A 21,534-nucleotide genomic window follows, 5' to 3' on the forward strand; every position below is an offset into this window, starting at 1 on the left:
GTGAACTGACTACAGGCCGATCCATCCTTTGATCAGGCTGGCTAAAGTGGCGCCTGCGAAGATTAGAGTGGCGATCCAGGTTGTGCCGATCAACGCGCCGAGGATGACCAACACACCGTCGCGCTGCAACAGGCCCATCGATACTATGACCACGGCAAAGCCGGGCACTGTATTGGTCCCGGGCAAGGGCACGAGAATGGACGCGCTGAAGGCCACCAGCGCGAGCCCCACAAGCCGTTCCATGGGCGGACGGGTCAATGCGCTCAGGCGAGGGCGGCTGACAGCCTCGATCCGGCGCAGCCAAGGGCGCGCGCGGTTTGCAAGTGAGGTCAGGCCGGATGTTGCGATGGTCCGCGTCCCAAGCTTCTGCGGCAGCCACGGCGTGCGTCGCCCAATCAGGATTTGCGCCGCGATAAACATGAGCGGCAACGCGACCACCTGAGGAATCCCATAGAGGAACGGAATGCAACAGGGCAGGGCGAGAATCAGAAGGAATAACCCAAAGGCACGCTCATGCAGTTGGGCCAGAACCCAGGCGAGAGAAACGGCCTCGCCTTCGGCATCGGCTGCCAGTTGATCAAGCCGCTCCGAGATTGCCACATCCTCTGGCTGTTGTGCTGTCATTGGGCTCTCCTGACGGGTCATTTTTGGCTCAGGCCACCGCTGAAGAAGGCGGGGCGGACGCTCGCGCGTATCACGAAGGGATGGATCATGTGAATACGAGTGCGTCAAGCGCTTGCGGCCCGCGCGCGGCTCGGGTAGGACAGCGCTGTGCCCAAGTGGCGGAATGGTAGACGCAGGGGATTCAAAATCCCCCGCCTTCACGGGCGTGCGAGTTCGAGTCTCGCCTTGGGCACCAATTACGCGAAAGAAACCTCCTGATATTTTGGTCGTTTGCACCCGTGCGCCAGCCGGAGCGCCGATGGCCACATGAGGCGGGTTTACCTCTAATTGTTGGCGCTTTCTGTGCTGCCGGAGTGCGGTTGATTCGCGGCGTTCAGCTCTAGAGTGCTGACAATCGGCATTTTTCGCGGCCGATTGGTTCCAGAATGACGACCAATATTGCCGCATTTCATTGTGAATTGCGACGCAACTATGGCGCGTATCCGGCGGCCGCATTTACCAACCCGATGACAGAACGCCCCATTTTGACACCACTCCAACATGCCTGAAGTTGCAAAAAGCGATATATATACAGTTACTTACAGCCAAACCGCTGCTGCGGTGAGCCCATATTTCGACGCGCCACAATTCAACGTTAAGGTTAATGGCCCGCCACGGGGCTGCCGCAATGAAAACCGTTTTTCGAAAAATTTATGCTTCCAAGCGTACCGCCTTGCTCGTAATTTCCACTCACCCGACTGGGGGGTAAAGTCTGCTGGCCATGGGGCGGCCACCAAACGTCATGCTTCTGCTGTGCAGAAAGTGTGTGGGATGACGGTCCAGGCCGTCTGGCGCGGTGTCGCTCATGCCCCCTCCCTTTGGGGGCACCTGCCTCTTTTTGCCCGACACAAGTGTGACACGTCGTTGATGAAGCCGAAAGGCCGCCACCAAACCGTGGTGCCCCGGGGAGATCCCCGCGTTTGTAAGAGGGTTTGAACATGCCTGTTTTGTTTTTGAACTGGGCGGCGCTTGCGCCAAACGGGACGGTCATATCGGGCACTCCGTTGTTTGATACAGGCGGCGTCAATGTGGGCGTGACGGTAGATGGCGTAACCGAGGGCGACATTGGCACGATCAGCAACGTCCGGGCCCATGTCGATGAAGACGAACCCTTCGCCATCAATTCGCACCTCAAACTCTTCGGGGATGGCGACGATCCTTCGGGGGCGGGCAACGTCTCAACGACAACGTTTGATTTCTCTGCCTCCGACGATGCGTTCAGCGATCAGGTGCAGAACGTGTCTTTCCGCATTGGCGATATCGATGGCGCCGCAGTCGATGATTTTGACGGTGGCCCGGCGACCCCGTTTCAGGACATCGTGTCGATCCGGGCCTTTGATGCCGACGGCAATCCCATCCCGGTGACGCTGAGCGTTGGTGACGATATTTCTCTGGTCGGCAATACAGCGACCGGGCTGGATGATGGCACGTATACGGATGCCGCGCATTCCATGCTTGTGGAGATTGCAGGCCCCGTCGCGCGGATTGAAATCGATTATGACAACGGTGCCGAAGGCGTTCAGGCCGTCACTGTGTCAGATGTCTACTTCGAGACGATCGATGCCGGCGTTCCTGACGCGGTGGATGATGTCGCGACAACGGGCGAGGGCGATCCGGTTGTGATCGCCGTCCTCGACAATGACAGTGATCCGCAAGATGATCCGCTGAGCGTCACCAGTACATCGACACCGCCCAACGGGACGGCTGTCATCAATCCCGATGGCACCATCACCTACACGCCCAACGATGGCTTCACCGGCGAAGACAGCTTCAGCTACACAATTGACGATGGCAATGGCGGTTCTGACACCGCAATTGTCACGGTCACGGTGACAGACGATGGCAATGCGGCGCCTGTCGCGACGGATGATACGGCCAGCACGGGGGTCAATACGTCGACAGTCATACCTGTTCTCGATAACGATGATGATCCTGACGGCGATGAGCTGACCGTCATCGATGCCTCTGATCCGCCCAACGGCACTGTGGTGATCAATCCGGACGGGACGTTGTCCTACACCCCTGACGATGGGTTCGAAGGACAGGATACGATCACCTACACGATCAGCGACGGTAATGGCGGCACGGATACCGCTGAGGTCATTGTGACCGTGGGCAACCCGGACAATACGGCCCCCGACGCGGTGGATGATGAAACAACGACGGCTTTCAATACGGTCGTTACGTTCCCCGTTTTGGGCAATGATAGCGATCCCGATGGCGATCCCCTCACCGTGACAGCTATCTCGGATCCGGCCAATGGCCTTGCGGCGATCAATCCCGATGGGACCATTTCCTACCTGCCAAATGACGGCTTCGTCGGGGAAGATACCATCACCTACACGATCAGTGACGGCAATGGCGGCACCGACACGGCGGAACTCGTGGTCACCGTATCGCCTCCGGGCAATTCAGCGCCCGATGCAGTTGACGACGCGACGACGACAGCCATCGATACCGCAACAACCTTTGCTGTGCTCGATAATGACAGCGATCCTGAAGATGATCCCTTGGAAGTCGTCGCGACCAGCGATCCCGCCAATGGTACAGCCGTGATCAACGCAGACGGCACCATCACCTACACGCCCGATGCAGGCTTTACAGGCGAGGATACCGTTACCTACACGATCAGCGACGGCAACGGCGGCACCGATACGGCCGATCTCGTCATAACAGTGACCGATGGCAGCAATACGCCGCCCGTCGCCGTGGATGATACCGCCCAGGCCTTGCCGGAAGAGGAAATTGTGATCCCCGTTCTGGGTAATGACAGCGATGCCGATGGCGATCCGATCCGCGTGATCGCGGTTCAGGATCCGCCCAACGGCACGGCGTTCATTTCAGATGACGGCACAACGATCACCTATATCCCGGATCCCGATTTTGAGGGCACCGATACCTTTACCTACACCATTGAAGACCCAAGTGGCGCGGTATCCACAGCAACTGTTACGGTCGAAGTGGGTCAGGGCCGGATCGATACCGACATTTTGCCCGTCTCCCCGGACCTCCAGCCGCTTGATCCCTTCGATGGCCTCGATGAGGACGAAGACCCCGATGACGACCGCGATAGCGTTGATGGCACGGGCGGCGCGGATTTCATCCAGACGGGAGACGACGCCGACACGATCATTGGCTTTGGTGGCGATGACACAATCCTGTCGGGCATTGATGACGATGTGGTCGAAGGCCGTCAGGGCAATGATCTCATCATCGACGTTCAGGGCGCTGACACAATCGACGGCGGCGCGGGCAATGACACGATCAATGCCGGGATCGACACATTCTCCGATTACGCAGGCGATGACACGTTCTTTGGCCCCGGTGCTCTGGGCGATGTCCTGGGCTTCGACCGCGATCCCAATCAGGACGACGGGCGCGATTCCATCCTCGGCGGGACAGGCGATGACCTGATCTTCACCGGCGATGACCGCGACACGATTGACGCGGGCGCCGACAATGACACGGTCAATGCAGGTATTGACGACGATTCCGTTTTTGGCGCGAGCGGCGATGACGAGCTCATCGGCGGCCATGGCTCAGACACCATCGACGGCGGTCAGGGCGATGACCTCATTGATGCAAGCAATGTCGAAGCTCTTGAAATCATTGATGACAACGGCGCTGACAGCGATCTCGTCCCCGAAAATGATCGCGACAGCGTGATCGGCGGGATCGGGAATGACACGATCTTCACCGGCGATGATGCGGACACGATCGAAGGCAATGGCGGCAACGACAATATCTTCTCGGGCATTGATGACGACTCCGTGCTTGGCCAGGGTGGTGCGGACACGATCATTGCCGGGCAAGGCTCTGACTTTGTGGATGGCGGCGCCGAAGGCGACACAATCGACACGCGCAACCTGCTGAGCCGCGAAATCATCGACGCCACGGACGCCTTTGAAGGCGACGACCGCGATACGGTCCTGGGCGGCACGGGCGACGACACCATCGTGACCGGCGACGACGATGACAGCGTGGACGGCGGCGACGGCAATGACGTGATCGACACTGGCATTGACGAAGATACTGTGGATGGTGGTGCGGGAGATGACGAGATCATCACCGGGCAGGGCAGCGATTCCGTCCTGGGCGGCACTGGCGCTGACACGATTGATGCAGGCAACCCCGAGGGGTTGACGGAGGTTGATGAAACCGACGCCAACCCGGATGATGACCGTGATTTCGTGGATGCCGGCGATGGTCTCAATCGCGTGTTCACAGGCGATGATGATGACACGATCATCGGTGGTGATGATGCAGATTTCATTGATGCCGGGATTGACGATGACAGCATCATCGCAGGCGGCGGAGATGACAGCATCTTTGGCCAGCACGGCAATGACACCGTGGATGCCGGTGACGGGGATGACCTTGTCGAGACCGGCCTGCCGTTCCTCGATGAAGCCACAGACGACATTGACACCAACCCCGACAACGATCGCGATATCGTGGATGGCGGTGCGGGCAATGACACGATCTTTACGGGCGATGATGACGACAGTGTTCTGGGTGGTCTCGGCGATGACGAGATCAACACGGGCATTGACGATGACACCGTGGACGGCGGCGAAGGCGACGACACGATCCTCACCGGCCATGGCTCGGACTCGATCCTTGGTGGAGACGGTTCGGATGACATCGACGCCGCCAATCCCGAAGACCGTGAAGAGCTGGATGAAACCGATCCGCAGCCCGATGATGACCGTGACTTCGTGGATGCAGGCGAGGGCGACAATATCGTCTTCACCGGGGATGACGACGACACGATCATTGCAGGCTCCGGCAATGACACGATCAACGCGGGCATCGATGATGACAGCGTAACCTCCGGGGCAGGCGACGATTCTGTGATCGGCGGTCATGGCTCCGATACCATTGACGCAGGCGCGGGCGATGACAGCGTGAATGCCGCGATCACCGATCTGGGCCTCGTGCTGACCGATGACATTGATCCCAATCCCGACAATGACCGCGATCTCGTGGATGGTGGCGACGGGAACGACACAATCTTTACCGGTGATGACGCGGACACGATCCTAGGCGGCAGCGGCAACGATGAAATCGATGCGGGTATTGATGACGATTCCGTGCTGGGCGGAAGTGGTGACGATACAATCCTCACCGGCCACGGCTCCGACACCGTCGACGCGGGCACCGATGATGACTTCGTGGACACGCGGATCGGCGAAGATGACGAAGCAATCGATGATGTCGATCCCGATCCCGAGAACGACCGTGACGTTGTCGATGGTGGCGATGGGAATGACACGATCCTGACGGGCGACGATGACGACAGCATCCTCGGCGGCGCAGGCGACGATTCCATCGATGCAGGTATCGACGATGACACAGTCTTCGGCGGGACCGGAGATGACACCATCATCGGCGGCCAGGGCTCCGATTCTGCATTTGGCGGCGAAGGTGATGACAGCATCAACACCGCCAATGATTTCACCCGTGAAATCCTCGATGAGACAGATCCCGATCCGGAAGACGACCGCGACTTCGTTGATGCAGGCGAGGGCAACAACACGGTCTTTACCGGTGATGATGCCGACACGATCATTTCCGGCAGCGGCGACGATACGATCGACGCCGGTATTGATGACGACTCGATCAGCTCCGGCGATGGCGACGATTCCATCATCGCGGCCCACGGCAACGACACAGTCGATGCAGGCGATGGCGACGATGTCATTGATGGCGGCAACGAGGATCCCGACCTTGTCCTGACGGATGATGTGGATCCCGACCCTGACAATGACCGTGATCTTCTGGATGGCGGCGCCGGGAATGACACGATCACTGGCGGCGACGACGACGATACGCTCCTTGGCGGCGCAGGTGACGACAGTCTCGATGGGGGGATCGACGAGGATTCGCTTGAAGGCGGAGACGGTGATGATGTTCTGATCGGCGGCCAGGGCGAAGACACGCTTGGCGGCGGCGCCGGTGGCGATACGCTGATTGGCGGCGCGGGCACTGACGTGATCGATGGCGGCGCGGACCGCGATGTCATTGTGATCGAAAGCGCAGAAGATGGCATCGATGATACGATCACCGGTGGTTCCACGGGCGATGACTTCGACCAGCTTGATCTGACAGGTGTTGGTGAGCGCGGCGAAGACTGGCGCCTCGTTAATCAAGTGATCGACAGCGACGGCAACGGGATCGACGGCACGATCGAGTTCCTCGATGATGACGGATCGGTCACTGGCAGCTTCGATTTCACCAATATCGAAGAGATCATTCCCTGCTTTACGCCCGGGACAACCATCGCAACGCCAACGGGCGAGCGCCTCGTTGAGGACCTGCGTGAGGGCGACAGGATCATCACACGCGACAACGGCCTCCAGGAAATCCGCTGGATTGGCAAAAAGGAGCTGACCGGGCACCAATTGGCCCGCGCGCCGCACCTCAAGCCCATTCTCATTCAGGCGGGCGCGCTGGGTCCGAACCTGCCCGAGCATGATATCCTTGTGTCTCCCAATCACCGTGTGTTGGTCAGCAATGACAAGACATCGCTTTACTTTGAGGACCGCGAAGTTCTGGCGGCGGCCAAACATCTCATTGGCCTCGATGGTGTGAGCGAAGTTGGCACACTCGGCGTGACCTATGTTCACTTCATGTGTGATCAGCACGAGGTTGTTCTGTCCAACGGCGCCTGGACCGAAAGCTTCCAGCCCGGCGACTACACGATGTCAGGCATGGGCAATGCGCAGCGCAACGAGATCTATGAGTTGTTCCCCGAGCTCAAGACGCGCGAGGGGCTCGAAGGCTATACTGCGGCCCGACGCTCCCTCAAGAAGCATGAGGCCCGCCTCCTTACCCGCTAAATCGGTTTCCAGCCCGTCCTTTTGACGGGCTGGAACACCCCCGGAATATGCAGCGCGCGCGGTTCCCATCCAAGGGGCCGCGCAGCACCGGCGGAAGCATTTATTGCTTCCGCCATTTTTTGTTCGATTGCGGCGAGTTAAAGGCAACGCAAGGTGCAACCACACGTTGCAGCCTTTAAAACAAAGGCGTTTGCGGCATGACGCACGGGGCCGTCGCGGTTGCGGAGGTATATGAATACAGCGCCTCAACCACAAAAAGACCGCCGTTCGTACCTTCTTTACGCCTAAGTCAACTTGCATCTTCTTCAAGCAGGCAACGACGTGCCTGTGTGTAAGAGGTGCCTGCGCATGCCTATCGCGCAAGAATTAACGATTAATACAGCCGCCACGGCGGAAGACATGGCGCAAGCCATCTTTGGCGACGGCATGACTGTCGTGGCGGCAACTTATTCCGGTGATGCCGCGTCATCGGGCATCTACTCCGGTGCCTCGTCAACGATCCCGAATATATCGCCCACAGATGGCGGCGTAATCCTGTCGACGGGGCAAGCCGCCGATTTCACCAACGATTCCGGGACCACTGATACAAACACCGCCGCGGGGACGGGCACCGACATGGCCGGTGGGATCGATGGGGACACCGATCTTGATGCAGTTGCCGGACAGGCAACATTCGACGGCTCTATTCTGGAAGCGGAATTCATCCCGGTGGGCGATACGCTCACGATGCAATTCGTCTTTTCGTCCGAAGAATATCTGGAATACGTCAGCAGTGGCGTCAACGATGCGATGGGCATATGGGTCAACGACGTCAAGATTGACCTCTCGATTACCACGGGCGATGTCACGATTGATACGGTCAACACGACCTCCAACGCCAACCTTTATCTCAACAACGCCGCCACCGATGACACTTACAACACCGAGATGGACGGCCTCACGGTTGTTCTCTCTGTCAAAGCGCCGCTCAACGCAGGTGTCTCCAACACCATCAAGATAGGCATCGCCGATGGTGGCGACGGGGTCTACGATTCCAACCTGCTGATCGCGGCCGATTCCGTGCAATCCGTCGCGCTGGCCATAGAAGACACGTTTTCCGTTCCACAGAACTCCACCGCGATCATCGAGCCTTTGGCAAATGACACCGATCTTGCGGGCACAGGGCTGACGATCACGCAGATCAACGGCAATGATGTTGTGGCCGGTGATACGATCACACTGCCAACGGGCGAGCAGGTCACTCTGAACGCCGACAATACGTTTTCGATCCTGACCGATGGCGATATTGGCTCCAACGCCTTTACCTACTCCATCGTAGACGGCAACGGCACAACAGATGTTGGCTACATCAACATTGAAACAACGGGCGCTCCGGTCCCCGATGGCTATGTCGATGGGTCCGTTGGCGATGATACAATTGACGCCTCCTACCTCGGTGATCCCAACGGCGATGTGGTCGATGGTGGGGATCGCATTCTGCCCGGCGTCACAGCTGACGACGATGTCATTCGCGCCTGGGGCGGGAATGATGACGTCAATGCTGGTCTGGGCAACGACTCCGTGGAAGGCGGCTCGGGCAACGACACCGTCCAAGGCATGGCTGGCAATGACACGCTTGTTGGCGGCACGGGCGACGATGTGCTCTTTGGCTGGGAGGACAACGACAGCCTGCTCGGTGGATCCGGCGCGGACAGCCTCGACGGTGACGGTGGCAATGACTACCTCGATGGCGGCGCGGACAATGACACGCTCATCGGCGATGCTGGCAATGATACGTTGCTGGGCGGCGCGGGTGATGACGAAATCTACGATTCCACCGGTGCGGACAGCATCGACGGCGGTGCTGGCAATGACACCGCCTTTGGCGGATTTGGCAGCGACACGCTGATCGGCGGTGAGGGCGCGGATTCCCTCTTTGGCGATGAAGACAATGACACGCTGGACGGCGGTGCTGGCAACGATACCCTGCAAGGCGGCGACGGGGCCGATAGCCTCGATGGCGGCGATGATGATGACAGCCTGATCGGCGGCTCCGGGAACGACACCATCATTGGCGGCGCCGGAGATGACTTCCTGCGTGGCACCTTTGGCAATGACAGCCTGATCGGCGGCGAGGGGGACGATTACCTCTGGCTGGGTTTCGGCGATGACACGGTCGTGCTCGAAAACGACTTCGGCAATGACACGATCGAAGGTGAAGAGGCGCAGGAATCCACGGGCGATGTCATGGATCTCTCCGCCATCACCGATGATCTGACCATTGACCTGACCAATGCCAACCCCGAAGCCGGCACGCTCACCGATGGTGTGTCGACAGCAGAATTCGTTGAAATCGAGAATATCATTCTCAGCTCGGGCATCGACACGCTGGTCCTCGATGATTTCAGCGGTGATGACATCGTCCAATCCTTCACCGGACCCATCGACAATGGCGACGGCACGTTCACTGGCGTGGATCAGCTGGATGTCTCCAACGTCACGACGGATTTCGGCGTCACGCCCATTACTGCCCGCGATGTCACCGTCACGGATGATGGCAGCGGCAATGCGCTCCTGTCGTTTCCCGCAGGTGGGTCGCTTACCCTTGTGGGCATTGACCCGGTTGCCGCCTCCAACCTCGCCTATTTGGTGGCCATGGGGATCCCCTCCAATGAAATCGTGGATGGGACAGCAGGCGACGACGCTATGGGCGTCACCTTCGTCGATGAGGAAGGCGATCAGACGGACGGCACAGATGGGCTTGCCGACACGATTTTCGGCTATGCCGGAGACGACACGATCGACGGTGGCGCAGCGGGCGACACAATTGACGGCGGCACAGACGACGACTCCATCGATGGTCAGGCTGGCGCGGATTCCATCCTTGGCGGCCAAGGGTCAGACACGCTCGCGGGCGGGTCTGAGGCTGACACGCTGGAGGGCGGGCAGGGCAATGACAGTCTGCTTGGCGGCGCTGATGATGATACACTGCTGGGCGGTCTGGGCGATGACACATTTCGCCTCGATGGTGGCGCGGACACGGCCGAGGGCAATGACGGCGATGATACCTTTGAGCTGACCGATGCCACAGGCAATGCAACGATTGTTGGCGGCGAAGATGGCGAAGTCTCTGGCGATACGCTGGATCTCTCCGACGTCACGGAAGATCTGACTCTCGATCTGACGGCTGCGTTCCCCGAAAACGGCAGCGTCACCGACGGCACGTCAACGACGCAATTTTCGGAAATTGAAAACATCATTCTGGGGGGCGGCACGGACACGATCCTGCTGGCTGATGGCTCTGGCACCGATACGGTCAGCGCGTTTGAGACCCCGACAGACAATGGCGATGGTACGTTTACGGGCAATGATCTGCTCGATGTCACCAATCTGCATTCGGACTTGGCCGGAACGGTTCCCGTCACGACAGCCGATGTCACCATTGTGGATGACAATGGAAATGCCCAGCTTGTCTTCCCCAATGGTGAGGCCATCACGCTCGTCGGCATTCCGCCTGCGCTGGCGGACAACCCGGCCTGGCTTGTGTCAATCGGCATCCCCTCCGATGGGATTGTCTCCGGTTATGGCGCAGATGATGTCATTGATGGCGCCTATGTCGGTGATCTGGATGGCGATCTTGTCGATAGCGCGGATGGGCTGGATGACACGATTGAAGCGGGCGGTGGGAACGATTCCGTTCTCGCGGGCGCGGGCGACGATCTTGTGCGCGGCGAGGATGGCGATGATACGCTTTCCGGCGGCACGGGTACAAATACCCTTATCGGTGGCGCGGGTGACGATGTCTTCGAAGGCGGCAGCGGCGCGGACAGTTTCGTGGGCGATGCGGGGCAGGACAATGTCGACTACTCTGCCTCCACCGGCGCGGTAAACATCGATCTGGCTGACAGTATCGTCTCGGGCGGGGATGCCGCCAATGACACGCTCGGTTTCAGCATCGACGGCGTCACGGGATCAGGCTTTGACGACACGCTCACCGGCTTTGACGCCTTTGACGCGACCTTCACCAATGAGATCGACGGCGGCGCGGGCGATGACAGCATCGACGGTCGCGGCGGCGACGACAGCCTGCAAGGCGGCACGGGTGACGACACAATCGTGCTGGGCGAAGGCAACGACACGGCGTTTGGCGGCGCAGATGCGGATGTCTTCCTTCTGGACAGCGATGCCGACGGCAATGATGTCAATGTCATCGATGGCGGATCGACCGGTATCGACAGCGATACGCTTGATTTCAGCAATGTCACCGGCGCCGGCGTCGAAATTGACCTGACCTCCACAGAGGACGGGGAAGCCACCTGGGCGGGCAACACCGCCACCTTCACCGACATCGAAAGCATCGGCGCCACAGCACAGGACGATACATTGCAAGGCGGAACGCTGAGCGATGGGATCGCGTATGACGCAGGCGCGGGCGATGACATCATCAACTCAGGTGACGGTGCCGATACGCTGGTCGGTGGTCTGGGCAATGACACGATCAACACCGAAGAAGGCGCGGACGACATTGATGCCGGCGCAGGCGATGACCTGGTGTTTGCGGATGAAGACGACGACACAGTGCTGGGGGGTGCCGGGACTGACACCCTTGATGGCGGCACCGGAAACGACAGCCTCGACGGCGGGGCGGATGCCGATAGCCTGATCGGGGGCGCGGGCGCCGATACCCTGCTTGGCGGATCTGGCGACGACACGCTGGAAGGCGGCGCAGATGCCGATAGTCTTGTGGGTGGCGTGGGCGCAGACACCCTCTCGGGAGGCGCGGGCAACGACACGCTGGAAGGCGGCGATGGCGCCGATGTCTTCACCAATCTCAACGCAGGCGATGTGGTGCTGGGCGGTTCGGGTGGCACCGATGACGACACCCTTTTTCTCGCAGGTAGCGCCTCACCGGGCGGCTCCTTCACTATTGTGCAGGAGACGGCCGACAGTGACGGCAATGGCTGGGACGGTCGTGTCGATTATTTCGACAATACCGGGACGTTTACCGGCTCCCTGACCTTTGAAAACATCGAGAACTTCGTCCCCTGTTTCACCCCGGGCACGCGGATCAAGACACCCATGGGCGAGGTCGCTGTCGAACACCTTGGTGTCGGCGATACGGTTCTGACCCGGGACAATGGTTTTCAGACCATCCGCTGGGTCGGCGCCCGCACGCTGACGCGCAAAGACATGGCCGCGAACCCCAAACTACGCCCAGTGCGCATCGCCCAGGGCCAGCTTGGCCCCAATATGCCCGAGCGTGACATGCTCGTCTCTCCGCAGCACCGCATGCTTGTCGGCAGCACGAAAACAGAGCTCTGGTTTGGCGAGGAGGAAATGCTCGTGGCCGCGATCAACATGACCTGCCTTGACGCGGTCGAACAGGTCGATGCCGACGAGGTGACCTATATTCACATTCTGTTCGATCAGCATGAAATCGTCATGTCCGACGGGACATGGTCGGAAAGTTTCCAGCCGGGTGATCTCTCCCTTGGCGCGCTCGATCAGGCGCAAAGAGATGAATTGATCACCCTGTTTCCTGAATTGGCATGTGTTGCGGCTGAGAGGGTTTTTCCTGCGGCACGTGCCACTTTGAAGGCGCATGAAGCACGCGTCTTCTTTCTGGGCTGAGGCCCGGATCCGAGGAGTAGAGCGCGCCTTCCTGCCCCTGCGCGCGTTCTATTGGGTCGCCTGTCCTGCTCGCCAGGCGGCCCATTCCTCGGGTGTATCGAGATCCGTCACGGCATGGTGCGCGGGCAGAGCGATGCGCGTGACGTGATCACTGTGCCTCTTCAGAACAGTGCGCGCGCCGGTATCACCCTGCAATTGGCGCAACTCTTCAAAGAGGCTTTCGTGAAAGCGCACGGGATGACCCGGCAGGCCATCCTCGCTTGTGGCCTGAACGATCATGCCCTCCGCGCCTGCGATCTTTGAAAGATCACCGGTTGTGATGTCGGGCATGTCGCCGGGCAGAAACATTGCGTCCCTCGCGGAACACTCCGCCAATGCGGCACGAAACGAGGCGGCCATGCCGCTGGCGGCATCCGGCACGGGGACACGTGTGACGTCCAATCCCCGCAAAACCTCAGCCCGGGGATGGGTCAGCTCCGGCACTGTCACGATAACCTCGAGACCAGCCTCCAAGCCACGCATGGCAAGCATCCGCAGAACCGGATGACCCTGAACCCGTTCCAGATGTTTGTCCGCGCCGCGCATGCGACGCCCAAAACCGGCCGCAAGAAGGATCAGGCATGTGCTCATCGCGGCCCTCTTATCCGCGCATGCGCGCGCCATCGGCGTCAAACAGCGGCCCATCCAGCAATGTGGCGCGTCGTCTATGGCCCAGCACTTCGATTTCACAGCGCAATCCGGGCACAGCCCTGGCGCGCGGGATCAAAGCCAGCGCGATCGACTTTTGCGCGTAATGCGAATAGCCGCCCGAGGTGCAGAACCCTTCCACCGCGCCGTCAATCCAAACCGGCTCATAGCCGTGAACATCTGCATCCGCCGCATCCAGCTCAAAGGTCACAAGCTGGCGCGCGGGAGGTGCCACACGCTCGGCTTCTGCTGCACTGCGCCCGATGAAATCCGTGTCCTTGGAAAACTGAATGAAGCGATCCAGCCCGGTCTCGGCCGCGGTATAGTCAGGGGAAAATTCCGAAAGCCAGGAGCCAAAGGACTTGTCCAACCTCAAGGACATCATCGCACGCATGCCAAACGGTTTGAGCCCCAGAGGCTCTCCCGCGGTCCAAAGAACATGCCACAAGGCGCGCTGTTCCATGGCATCCGCGTAGATCTCATACCCCAGATCGCCAGTATAACTTACCCTTTGCACGAGCGCAGTCATCGTGCCGATGGTCAGCTGCCGCACCTCCATAAAGGCCATCCCGGAGATGTCTTCCCTGCAAACTTTTTGCAACAAGTCGCGCGCCCGAGGCCCGGCAATCTGAAAGCCCGTGCGCCGATCCGAGACATTATCAAGCGTCACCTCGCCCTCGGGCGGATGGCTCATGAACCAACGCATATGCATGGCCTGCGCGCCGTAAGAGCCTGTGATCTGGAAATGCCCTTCGGCCAGGCAGGACACCGTAAAATCACCGATAATCCGCCCCTTGGGCGACAGCATCGGTGAAAGCGACACCCGTCCGGGTTTGGGGACCCGACCCGCCATGATCCAATCGAGCCATGCCCGGGCCCCGGGCCCTTGCACGTCATATTTTCCGAAATTCTGCACCTCATTGATGCCCACAGCCTCGCGCACCGCGCGTACCTCCTGCGCCGTGGCCTCAAAGGCATTGGAGCGGCGGAAGGACGGCGTCTCATAGCGCGGCTCACCGGGCAGGGCGAAATAATTGGGGACCTCAAGCCCGAATTGATGGCCCCAGACGGCGCCCAATTCGGAAAAGATGTCATACATCGGCGTTGTGCGATGCGGGCGCGCGGCGGGCAGTTCTTCGTTGGGATAGGCCACGGAAAAGCGCGTCTGATAATTCTCGATGACCTTGGGCAAGGTGTAGCCCGGCGTGATCCAGCGGCCGTAGCGGGCCACGTCCATCGCACTGACATCACGTTCGCATTCGCCCTCCGTCATCCACTGCGCGAGCATCAATCCGACGCCGCCGCCCTGGCTGAATCCGGCCATCACCCCGCAGGCGGACCAATAGCCGCGCAGCCCCGGAACAGGCCCGACCAACGGATTGCCGTCGGGCGCGAAAGTAAAGGGCCCATGGATGACCGATTTTACCCCCGAGCGCTCCAGCACAGGAAAGCGTTTATATGCAAATTCAATGCTTTCGCCGATCTTGTCAAAATCATCGGGCAAGAGCTCATGGCCGAAGTCCCAAGGCGTGCCTTCCACGGCCCAGGGCTTGGCCCGCTGCTCGTAAAACCCGATGCAGAGCCCGCGGCCCTCCTGACGCAGATAGCTTTCGCCAGCCGGGTCCATGACATGGGGATGCTCGGCCTCACGCTCATAGATCTCAGGCACATCATCGGTCACGATATACTGGTGCTCCATCGGGTGCAGAGGCAGGTAAACGCCCGCCATGGCGCCCACTTCGCGCGCCCAGAGCCCTCCAGCATTGACCACGTGCTCGGTATGAATGGTGCCCTTGTCGGTCACCACGTCCCATGTTCCATCCGCGCGCTGGTTGGTCTCACGAACCATGCAATGGGTCACAATCTCCGCGCCGCCCATCCGCGCGGCCTTGGCGTAGGCATGCGTGGTGCCGGACGGGTCAAGATGGCCATCCAGCGGATCGTAGAGCGCGCCGAGTATGCCGTCGGTATTGGTGATCGGCGCGATATTCGCGATCTCTTCGGGCCCCACGATCTCCGTCTCCAACCCCATGTAGCGGTGCTTGGCCCGCTCCGCCAAAAGCATGTCAAAGCGCTCTGGCGTATCTGCCAGCGTGACGCCGCCAACATGATGCAACCCACAAGACATGCCCGTGAGCGCTTCCAACTCACGGTAGAGCTTGATCGTATAGCCCTGCAGCGCCGCCATGTTCGTGTCGCCATTGAGGGTATGAAACCCGCCGGCCGCATGCCAGGTCGAGCCGGAGGTCAGCTGCGAGCGTTCCAGCAGCATCACATCCGACCATCCCAGCTTGGTCAGATGATACAGCACCGAACAGCCGACAACCCCGCCACCAATCACGACAACCCGCGTCTGCGTTTTCATTCCGCGCTCCTCGAATGCTCAAGGTCACTGTGGCCCAAAGCTATTCATCCGCAAGTGCGAAACCGACGTGAATTGGTCGTTCTGTACTTCATCTTGCCGAAAAAACTCCGGGGGAGCCCGCAACGCGGGCGGGGGCAGAGCCCCAAAACAGCGCAACGGGTGCGGCGACAGGACTAGGCCCGCGTCTCTCGTGCCGCCCGTGCAGCCCGTGCCGCCAGGACATCGCGGCCCAGAACGCTGGTATATTGCGCAAGATCTTCTAATTGCGCGGTGACGGCCGGGGCATCACGCGCTTCGAGGGAGGAGGCGATACCGCCATGCAGCGCGATGATGCGTTCGCGCGAGCGCGCAGTGAACGTGATCATATTCATCAAGGGCTGCATGGCCTCCACCGCACCCGCCAGTTGGTACGACAAGACAGGATTACCCGCCGCATCAACCAGCGCCCGGTGAAATGTCACGTCAGACGCGCACCATGCCTCATCCGTCAGCCCGGGCGTTTTCTGGCGCGTGATTTCCGCATGCATGGTGGCCAGATGGTCCGGCGTGCGCCGCGCACATGCCATCTCGGCGCAAGCGCGCTCCAGAGCAAACCGCGCCTCACAGGCCACATCAAACGACACATCGTTCATCGACAACAGCAGCGTAGAGGTCGTTACATGTTGGCCGTAAGCTTCCGTATAAGACAGCCGCCTGACAAAGGCTCCGCCAAACGCGCCGCGCTGGGTTCGGATCAGGGATTGCGCAGCCAGCCGTTTCAGCGCTTCGCGCACCGTCGAGCGCGACACGCTGAATTGCTCCGCCAGCTCCGCCTCCGAAGGCAGTCGCTCATCAACAATCAACCGTCCGGCAATGATGGCATCGCGAATGTCTTTCGCAATGGAAGCCGAGAGATCTGGTGAGGCTGACACAGGCGCATCCAAGTGATTTTTCATTTGTCAGACAATTAAAGGTCTGACATTTATCGCGCAAGAGAAGATGAGTCGCAGGGAGGTGAGGGTTCATGTCTGATATTGTGCGATCTGGCCTGTGGCTCGCCTTCTTTGGCGTGATCCTGCTGTCCTGGTGGTGGATGTATGCGATGTCCACGGGCATGGGGCTGGATCTGCTCGGCCGCCCCAACGAGATGGCTCAACGCATGGCAGCCATGGACCCGCGCATGGACATGTATATGCCTATGGCGGAGTTCTGGCCGCTTTTGATGATGTGGGCGGGCATGATGGCGGCGATGATGCTGCCCACGATGGTGCCAACCCTACAGGCCTATGATGATCTGATCCGCTCGGCCAATGGCAGCCGGGCAGGATGGTTGGGCGTCTTGCTGGGCTATTTCATCGTCTGGGTCCTGTTTGCGGCCGCGATCACAGGCGCGCAGCTTGCGCTGCTCTTTGGCGGCGTCATCGATATGTTGGGCATCTTCAAATCGCCCTGGCTTTCTGGCGCGTTGCTCATTGCCGTGGGTGCTTTTCAGTTCACCCGCGCCAAAGAGGTCTGCCATGGGGTGTGTCACAGCCCGATGGGCTATTTCCTCGGCCATTGGCGCACAGGGTTTGCCGGCGGCCTGCGCATGGGCCTGGGGCTGGGCGCGTTCTGTGTCGGCTGCTGTTGGGGTTTTATGGTGCTGGGCTTTGTGGGCGGTGTGATGAACCTCGCTTGGATGGGGCTTGCGACCCTCTTCATGGTTCTCGAAAAACTGCCCCAGATCGGGCATCGTATCACCAAGCCACTTGGTGTGGCATTGATCATTTTTGGGCTGGGCGTGCTCGCTTGGCCATTGGCAACCTAGGAAGGAGCTAAAATGGCCGTGAGAAAAAGACCTGACGCAGACCGTTTGCCGGTCTCTCAGCGTATCGATCAACGCATGGAAAATCCCATGCGCCGCCGCATGAGCCCGACGGAATGGGAAATCAAGGGCGAGCTCTTCATGAATTGCTCCTGTGAAGTGGTCTGTCCCTGTGGGATCTCGCTGGGCCGGCATCCGCCGACCTATGGCTATTGCCAGACGTGGTTTGCGCTGCAGATCGACGAGGGTCATTTCGAAGGGGAAAGCCTGTCAGGGCTGAATGTGGCGCTTCTCATCGATATTCCGGGACGGATGTGTGAGGGCAACTGGAAAGTCGCAGCCTACGTCGACGATAGCGCCAGCGGCAAAGCCTATAACGGCATCCTGAAAATTCTCTCCGGCGAGGCCGGCGGCAGCACGGGCGTGTTCAATTTCCTGGTCTCCGAAATTCTTGGCGCGGAGCGCGAGAAGGTGATCATCGAGAAAGATGGCCGCAAGCGCCGCATCGTGGTGGGCCGCAAAATCCAGGGCGAGATCGAGATGATTCCGGGCAAGGATCCCGATGTGCCGGTTTCCATGGAAAACACACAATACTGGATGGGCCCCACGATTTACCCCGCCGTTGGGCTCAAGTCCAAAGTGCGTGATTACGGCCGTGTATGGGATTTTGAAGGCAAGTCCGCGGATATCATTCCGGTCAACTGGGGCGGCCCCGGACGGCGATGATCGATTCTGCCTTCATCCGCACCATGGCGCGCTACAACAAGTGGCAAAACAATGGGTTGCGGCCCATTCTTGAGCGCATGCCGCACGAGGAGTTGACGCAGGATCGGGGCGCATTTTTTGGCTCGATCTTCGCGACGGCGAACCATCTGTTGTGGGGTGACATGTTGTGGATGTCTCGGTTTGACGGTGGTGAGGCACCCCCCTCCGCACCGGGCCAGGCGCGCGGCGGGATCGTGGAAAGCGTCGGGCTCACGTCGAATATCCAGGACTGGCTCGTGCTGCGCCACAAAACCGACGGGCGTATCGTGCTCTGGGCCGATGGCCTGCGCACGGTCGACCTTGTGGGCAATCTCACGTGGTACTCCGGCGCGGCGGGTAAGGAGATGAGCGTCTCCAAGTCCATGTGCATCATGCATTTCTTCAACCACCAGACCCACCACCGTGGCCAGATCCACGCGATGCTGACGGCGGCCGGGCAACGACCCATCGACAGTGATCTCTTTTTGATGCCGGAGGAGCTATGAGTGCTTTGATTTCGCCGTCCCGACGGCTGCGGCGAACGCCTTTTTCCGAAGGCGTCGAAGCGGCGGGGGCCAAAGCTTACACGGTCTATAACCGTATGCTTTTGCCGACCGTATTCCGCTCGGTGGAGGAAGACTACCATCACCTGAAGTCCGCTGTGCAGATCTGGGATGTCTCGGTCGAGCGGCAGGTGGAATTGCGCGGGCCCGATGCTGGCCGCTTGATGCAGATGCTGACCCCCCGAGATTTGCGCGGCATGTTGCCGGGGCAGTGTTACTACGTGCCCATTGTTGATGAGACCGGTGGCATGCTGAATGATCCGGTGGCCGTGAAGCTGGCCGAAGACCGCTGGTGGATCTCGATTGCCGATAGTGACCTGCTGTTGTGGGTCAAAGGCGTGGCATGGGGCTTGCGTCTGGACGTTCTGGTGGATGAGCCCGATGTGAGCCCGCTGGCTGTGCAGGGCCCCAAAGCTGAGGCGTTGATGACCCGTGTCTTCGGCGACAGCGTCACAGATCTGCGTTTTTTCCGCTTTGGCTGGTTTGAATTCGAAGGGCGCAGCCATGTCGTTGCGCGCTCGGGCTATTCCAAACAGGGCGGCTTCGAGATTTATGTCGAGGGCAGCGATGCGGGCATGCCCATGTGGAACGCGCTGATGGAAGCGGGCCGAGATCTCGATGTGCATGCAGGCTGCCCGAACCTCATTGAACGCATTGAGGGCGGATTGTTGTCCTACGGCAATGACATGGACAAGAACAACACACCCCATGAATGCGGCCTTGGGCGGTTTTGTAACACCGAAACTGCCATTGGCTGTGTCGGTCGTGATGCCTTGTTGCGCGTCTCGCGCGAAGGGCCCGTCCGCCAGATCCGGCCCATTGAAATCCACGGCGACGCGGTCCCGTCATGTGACCGGCCCTGGCCGATCATGGATGATGGCGAGCAGGTCGGGCAGGTCACCTCTGCCGCCTGGAGCCCCGACTTCGATGTGAATGTGGGCATTGGCATGGTGCGCATGACCCATTGGAAAGCGGGCACGGATTTGGATGTCGTGACGCCGGCGGGCGTACAAGTGGCGACGGTCCGTGAGGTATTCTGGAACTAAAGCGAGGACCGGGACGCAAGCGAGGGGCCAGCCCCTCCTGGCCTGACGGCCAATTCACCCCGGAATATTTGAAGCAAGAGGAAGGAGAGGGCGATGGGCGAGTTCAAGGCACTTGTTGTCGAGAAAGACGAAGAGAGCGGCAAAACGTCTGCCGGGGTCAAAACACTGTCCGATGCGCATTTGCCAGAGGGCGATGTGACGGTGGCGGTGGAGTATTCGACGGTGAATTACAAGGATGGGCTCTGCATTGGGCCGGGCGGTGGTCTTGTCCGCAACTATCCCCATGTGCCGGGCATTGACTTTGCGGGCACCGTCGAAACGTCTGCGGACGCGCGCTACAAGCCGGGCGACAAGGTTGTTCTGACGGGATGGCGCGTGGGCGAAGTGCATTGGGGCGGCTACGCGACGCGCGCACGTGTCAGTGCTGACTGGCTGGTTCCGCTGCCACAGGGGCTGGACACGCGTCAGGCCATGGCCGTTGGCACAGCCGGTTTCACCGCCATGCTCGCCGTGATGGCGCTCGAGGATCATGGTCTGGCGCCCGGGCGCGGCGAGGTTCTGGTCACCGGGGCTGCGGGAGGCGTCGGCTCTGTTGCAACAGCGATCCTTGCGCATTTGGGCTATGATGTGGCCGGTGTGACGGGGCGCCCGGAGCAAGGCACATATCTCGAAGGGCTCGGCGCCAAGCGCATCGTCGCGCGCGAAGAGCTCAATGAAACCGTGAAACGCCCCTTGGAGCGCGAAACATGGGCTGGCTGCGTCGATGCTGTTGGCGGTGCCATGCTGGCGCGGGTTCTGGGCCAGATGATGTATGGCGGCTCGGTCGCGGCGGTTGGTCTGGCGGGCGGTGCAGGCTTGCCTGCAACGGTTGTGCCCTTCCTGCTGCGCGGCGTGAACCTGCTGGGGATCGACTCGGTGATGCAGCCCTACGACAATCGCTTGCGCGCATGGGAGCGTATCGCGCGGGATCTGCCGATGGACAAGCTCGAGGCCATGGTCGTGCCCGCCACGCTGGACGATTTGCCTGCCTTGGGCGCAGACATCCTGAAAGGGCAAGTGCGGGGCAGGGTGGTTGTTGATGTAGGCGGTTGAGACCGGCACAGAACGAGGAAAAAAGGCGCTCCACGGCGCCTTTTTTGTTTTGTCCTCTCGACGTGCGCATTCCCTTCGAAAGCGAGACTTTAGGGGTTCAGGTGCGCGTTCAGGTTGCAAAAAACCTCTCAAACGCCGA

General features: G+C 60.1%; 11 protein-coding genes and 1 tRNA gene. 8 read left to right on the plus strand and 4 right to left on the minus strand.

What is annotated here, in order from left to right; translation table 11 throughout:
• Positions 1-9 precede the first annotated feature (9 nt).
• Positions 10-624, minus strand: a complete 615-nt coding sequence (locus tag ACP15S_RS07620; protein ID WP_425038971.1) for an exopolysaccharide biosynthesis protein — start codon at positions 622-624, stop codon at positions 10-12.
• 149 nt (positions 625-773) lie between these two features.
• Here ACP15S_RS07620 and ACP15S_RS07625 point away from each other — a divergent pair.
• The 3 genes from ACP15S_RS07625 (at position 774) to ACP15S_RS07635 (ending at position 13,115) form a co-directional block, all read left to right on the plus strand.
• Positions 774-859 (plus strand) — tRNA-Leu (locus ACP15S_RS07625).
• Positions 860-1,601: 742 nt separating this feature from the next.
• A complete protein-coding gene (locus tag ACP15S_RS07630; protein WP_425038972.1) occupies positions 1,602-7,505 on the plus strand; it encodes an Ig-like domain-containing protein in 5,904 nt (1,967 codons plus the stop codon).
• A gap of 348 nt (positions 7,506-7,853) precedes the next feature.
• A complete protein-coding gene (locus ACP15S_RS07635; protein WP_425038973.1) occupies positions 7,854-13,115 on the plus strand; it encodes a Hint domain-containing protein in 5,262 nt (1,753 codons plus the stop codon).
• Between the two features lie 48 nt (positions 13,116-13,163).
• Here ACP15S_RS07635 and ACP15S_RS07640 read toward each other — a convergent pair whose 3' ends face one another.
• The 3 genes from ACP15S_RS07640 to ACP15S_RS07650 form a co-directional block, all read right to left on the minus strand.
• A complete protein-coding gene (locus ACP15S_RS07640; RefSeq protein WP_425038974.1) occupies positions 13,164-13,745 on the minus strand; it encodes a nucleotidyltransferase family protein in 582 nt (193 codons plus the stop codon).
• A gap of 10 nt (positions 13,746-13,755) precedes the next feature.
• Complete coding sequence (locus ACP15S_RS07645) at positions 13,756-16,167, minus strand: GcvT family protein (RefSeq protein WP_425038975.1); 2,412 nt, start codon at positions 16,165-16,167, stop codon at positions 13,756-13,758.
• 173 nt (positions 16,168-16,340) lie between these two features.
• Positions 16,341-17,102 carry a FadR/GntR family transcriptional regulator gene (locus ACP15S_RS07650; protein WP_425038976.1) on the minus strand — a complete coding sequence of 254 codons (762 nt, stop codon included), beginning with the start codon at positions 17,100-17,102 and terminating at the stop codon, positions 16,341-16,343.
• Positions 17,103-17,170: 68 nt separating this feature from the next.
• On the opposite strand from ACP15S_RS07650, the gene ACP15S_RS07655 reads away from it, so the two are divergent.
• From ACP15S_RS07655 to acuI, 5 genes are all read left to right on the plus strand, one after another.
• Complete coding sequence (locus ACP15S_RS07655) at positions 17,171-17,953, plus strand: DUF2182 domain-containing protein (protein WP_425038977.1); 783 nt, start codon at positions 17,171-17,173, stop codon at positions 17,951-17,953.
• Positions 17,954-17,965: 12 nt separating this feature from the next.
• A complete protein-coding gene (locus tag ACP15S_RS07660; protein WP_425038978.1) occupies positions 17,966-18,676 on the plus strand; it encodes a DUF1326 domain-containing protein in 711 nt (236 codons plus the stop codon).
• Positions 18,673-19,200 (plus strand): DinB family protein, encoded by a 528-nt coding sequence (locus tag ACP15S_RS07665; RefSeq protein ID WP_425038979.1) that lies wholly within the window; start codon positions 18,673-18,675, stop codon positions 19,198-19,200. The genes ACP15S_RS07660 and ACP15S_RS07665 overlap by 4 nt, the downstream gene beginning before the upstream one ends.
• A complete protein-coding gene (locus ACP15S_RS07670; protein WP_425038980.1) occupies positions 19,197-20,303 on the plus strand; it encodes a dimethylsulfoniopropionate demethylase in 1,107 nt (368 codons plus the stop codon). The genes ACP15S_RS07665 and ACP15S_RS07670 overlap by 4 nt, the downstream gene beginning before the upstream one ends.
• A gap of 93 nt (positions 20,304-20,396) precedes the next feature.
• A complete protein-coding gene (gene acuI / locus ACP15S_RS07675; RefSeq protein ID WP_425038981.1) occupies positions 20,397-21,395 on the plus strand; it encodes an acryloyl-CoA reductase in 999 nt (332 codons plus the stop codon).
• Positions 21,396-21,534 lie beyond the last annotated feature (139 nt).

Origin of the sequence: Primorskyibacter sp. S187A (genome assembly GCF_049800955.1) — a bacterium.
Classification (GTDB): domain Bacteria; phylum Pseudomonadota; class Alphaproteobacteria; order Rhodobacterales; family Rhodobacteraceae; genus JAKVBH01.

Coding starts and splice junctions, on each gene's coding strand:
- ACP15S_RS07620 (WP_425038971.1), bottom strand. CDS start 624: ATGACAGCACAACAGCCAGAGGATGTGGCAATCTCGGAGCGGCTTGAT.
- ACP15S_RS07630 (WP_425038972.1), top strand. CDS start 1,602: ATGCCTGTTTTGTTTTTGAACTGGGCGGCGCTTGCGCCAAACGGGACG.
- ACP15S_RS07635 (WP_425038973.1), top strand. CDS start 7,854: ATGCCTATCGCGCAAGAATTAACGATTAATACAGCCGCCACGGCGGAA.
- ACP15S_RS07640 (WP_425038974.1), bottom strand. CDS start 13,745: ATGAGCACATGCCTGATCCTTCTTGCGGCCGGTTTTGGGCGTCGCATG.
- ACP15S_RS07645 (WP_425038975.1), bottom strand. CDS start 16,167: ATGAAAACGCAGACGCGGGTTGTCGTGATTGGTGGCGGGGTTGTCGGC.
- ACP15S_RS07650 (WP_425038976.1), bottom strand. CDS start 17,102: ATGAAAAATCACTTGGATGCGCCTGTGTCAGCCTCACCAGATCTCTCG.
- ACP15S_RS07655 (WP_425038977.1), top strand. CDS start 17,171: ATGTCTGATATTGTGCGATCTGGCCTGTGGCTCGCCTTCTTTGGCGTG.
- ACP15S_RS07660 (WP_425038978.1), top strand. CDS start 17,966: ATGGCCGTGAGAAAAAGACCTGACGCAGACCGTTTGCCGGTCTCTCAG.
- ACP15S_RS07665 (WP_425038979.1), top strand. CDS start 18,673: ATGATCGATTCTGCCTTCATCCGCACCATGGCGCGCTACAACAAGTGG.
- ACP15S_RS07670 (WP_425038980.1), top strand. CDS start 19,197: ATGAGTGCTTTGATTTCGCCGTCCCGACGGCTGCGGCGAACGCCTTTT.
- acuI (WP_425038981.1), top strand. CDS start 20,397: ATGGGCGAGTTCAAGGCACTTGTTGTCGAGAAAGACGAAGAGAGCGGC.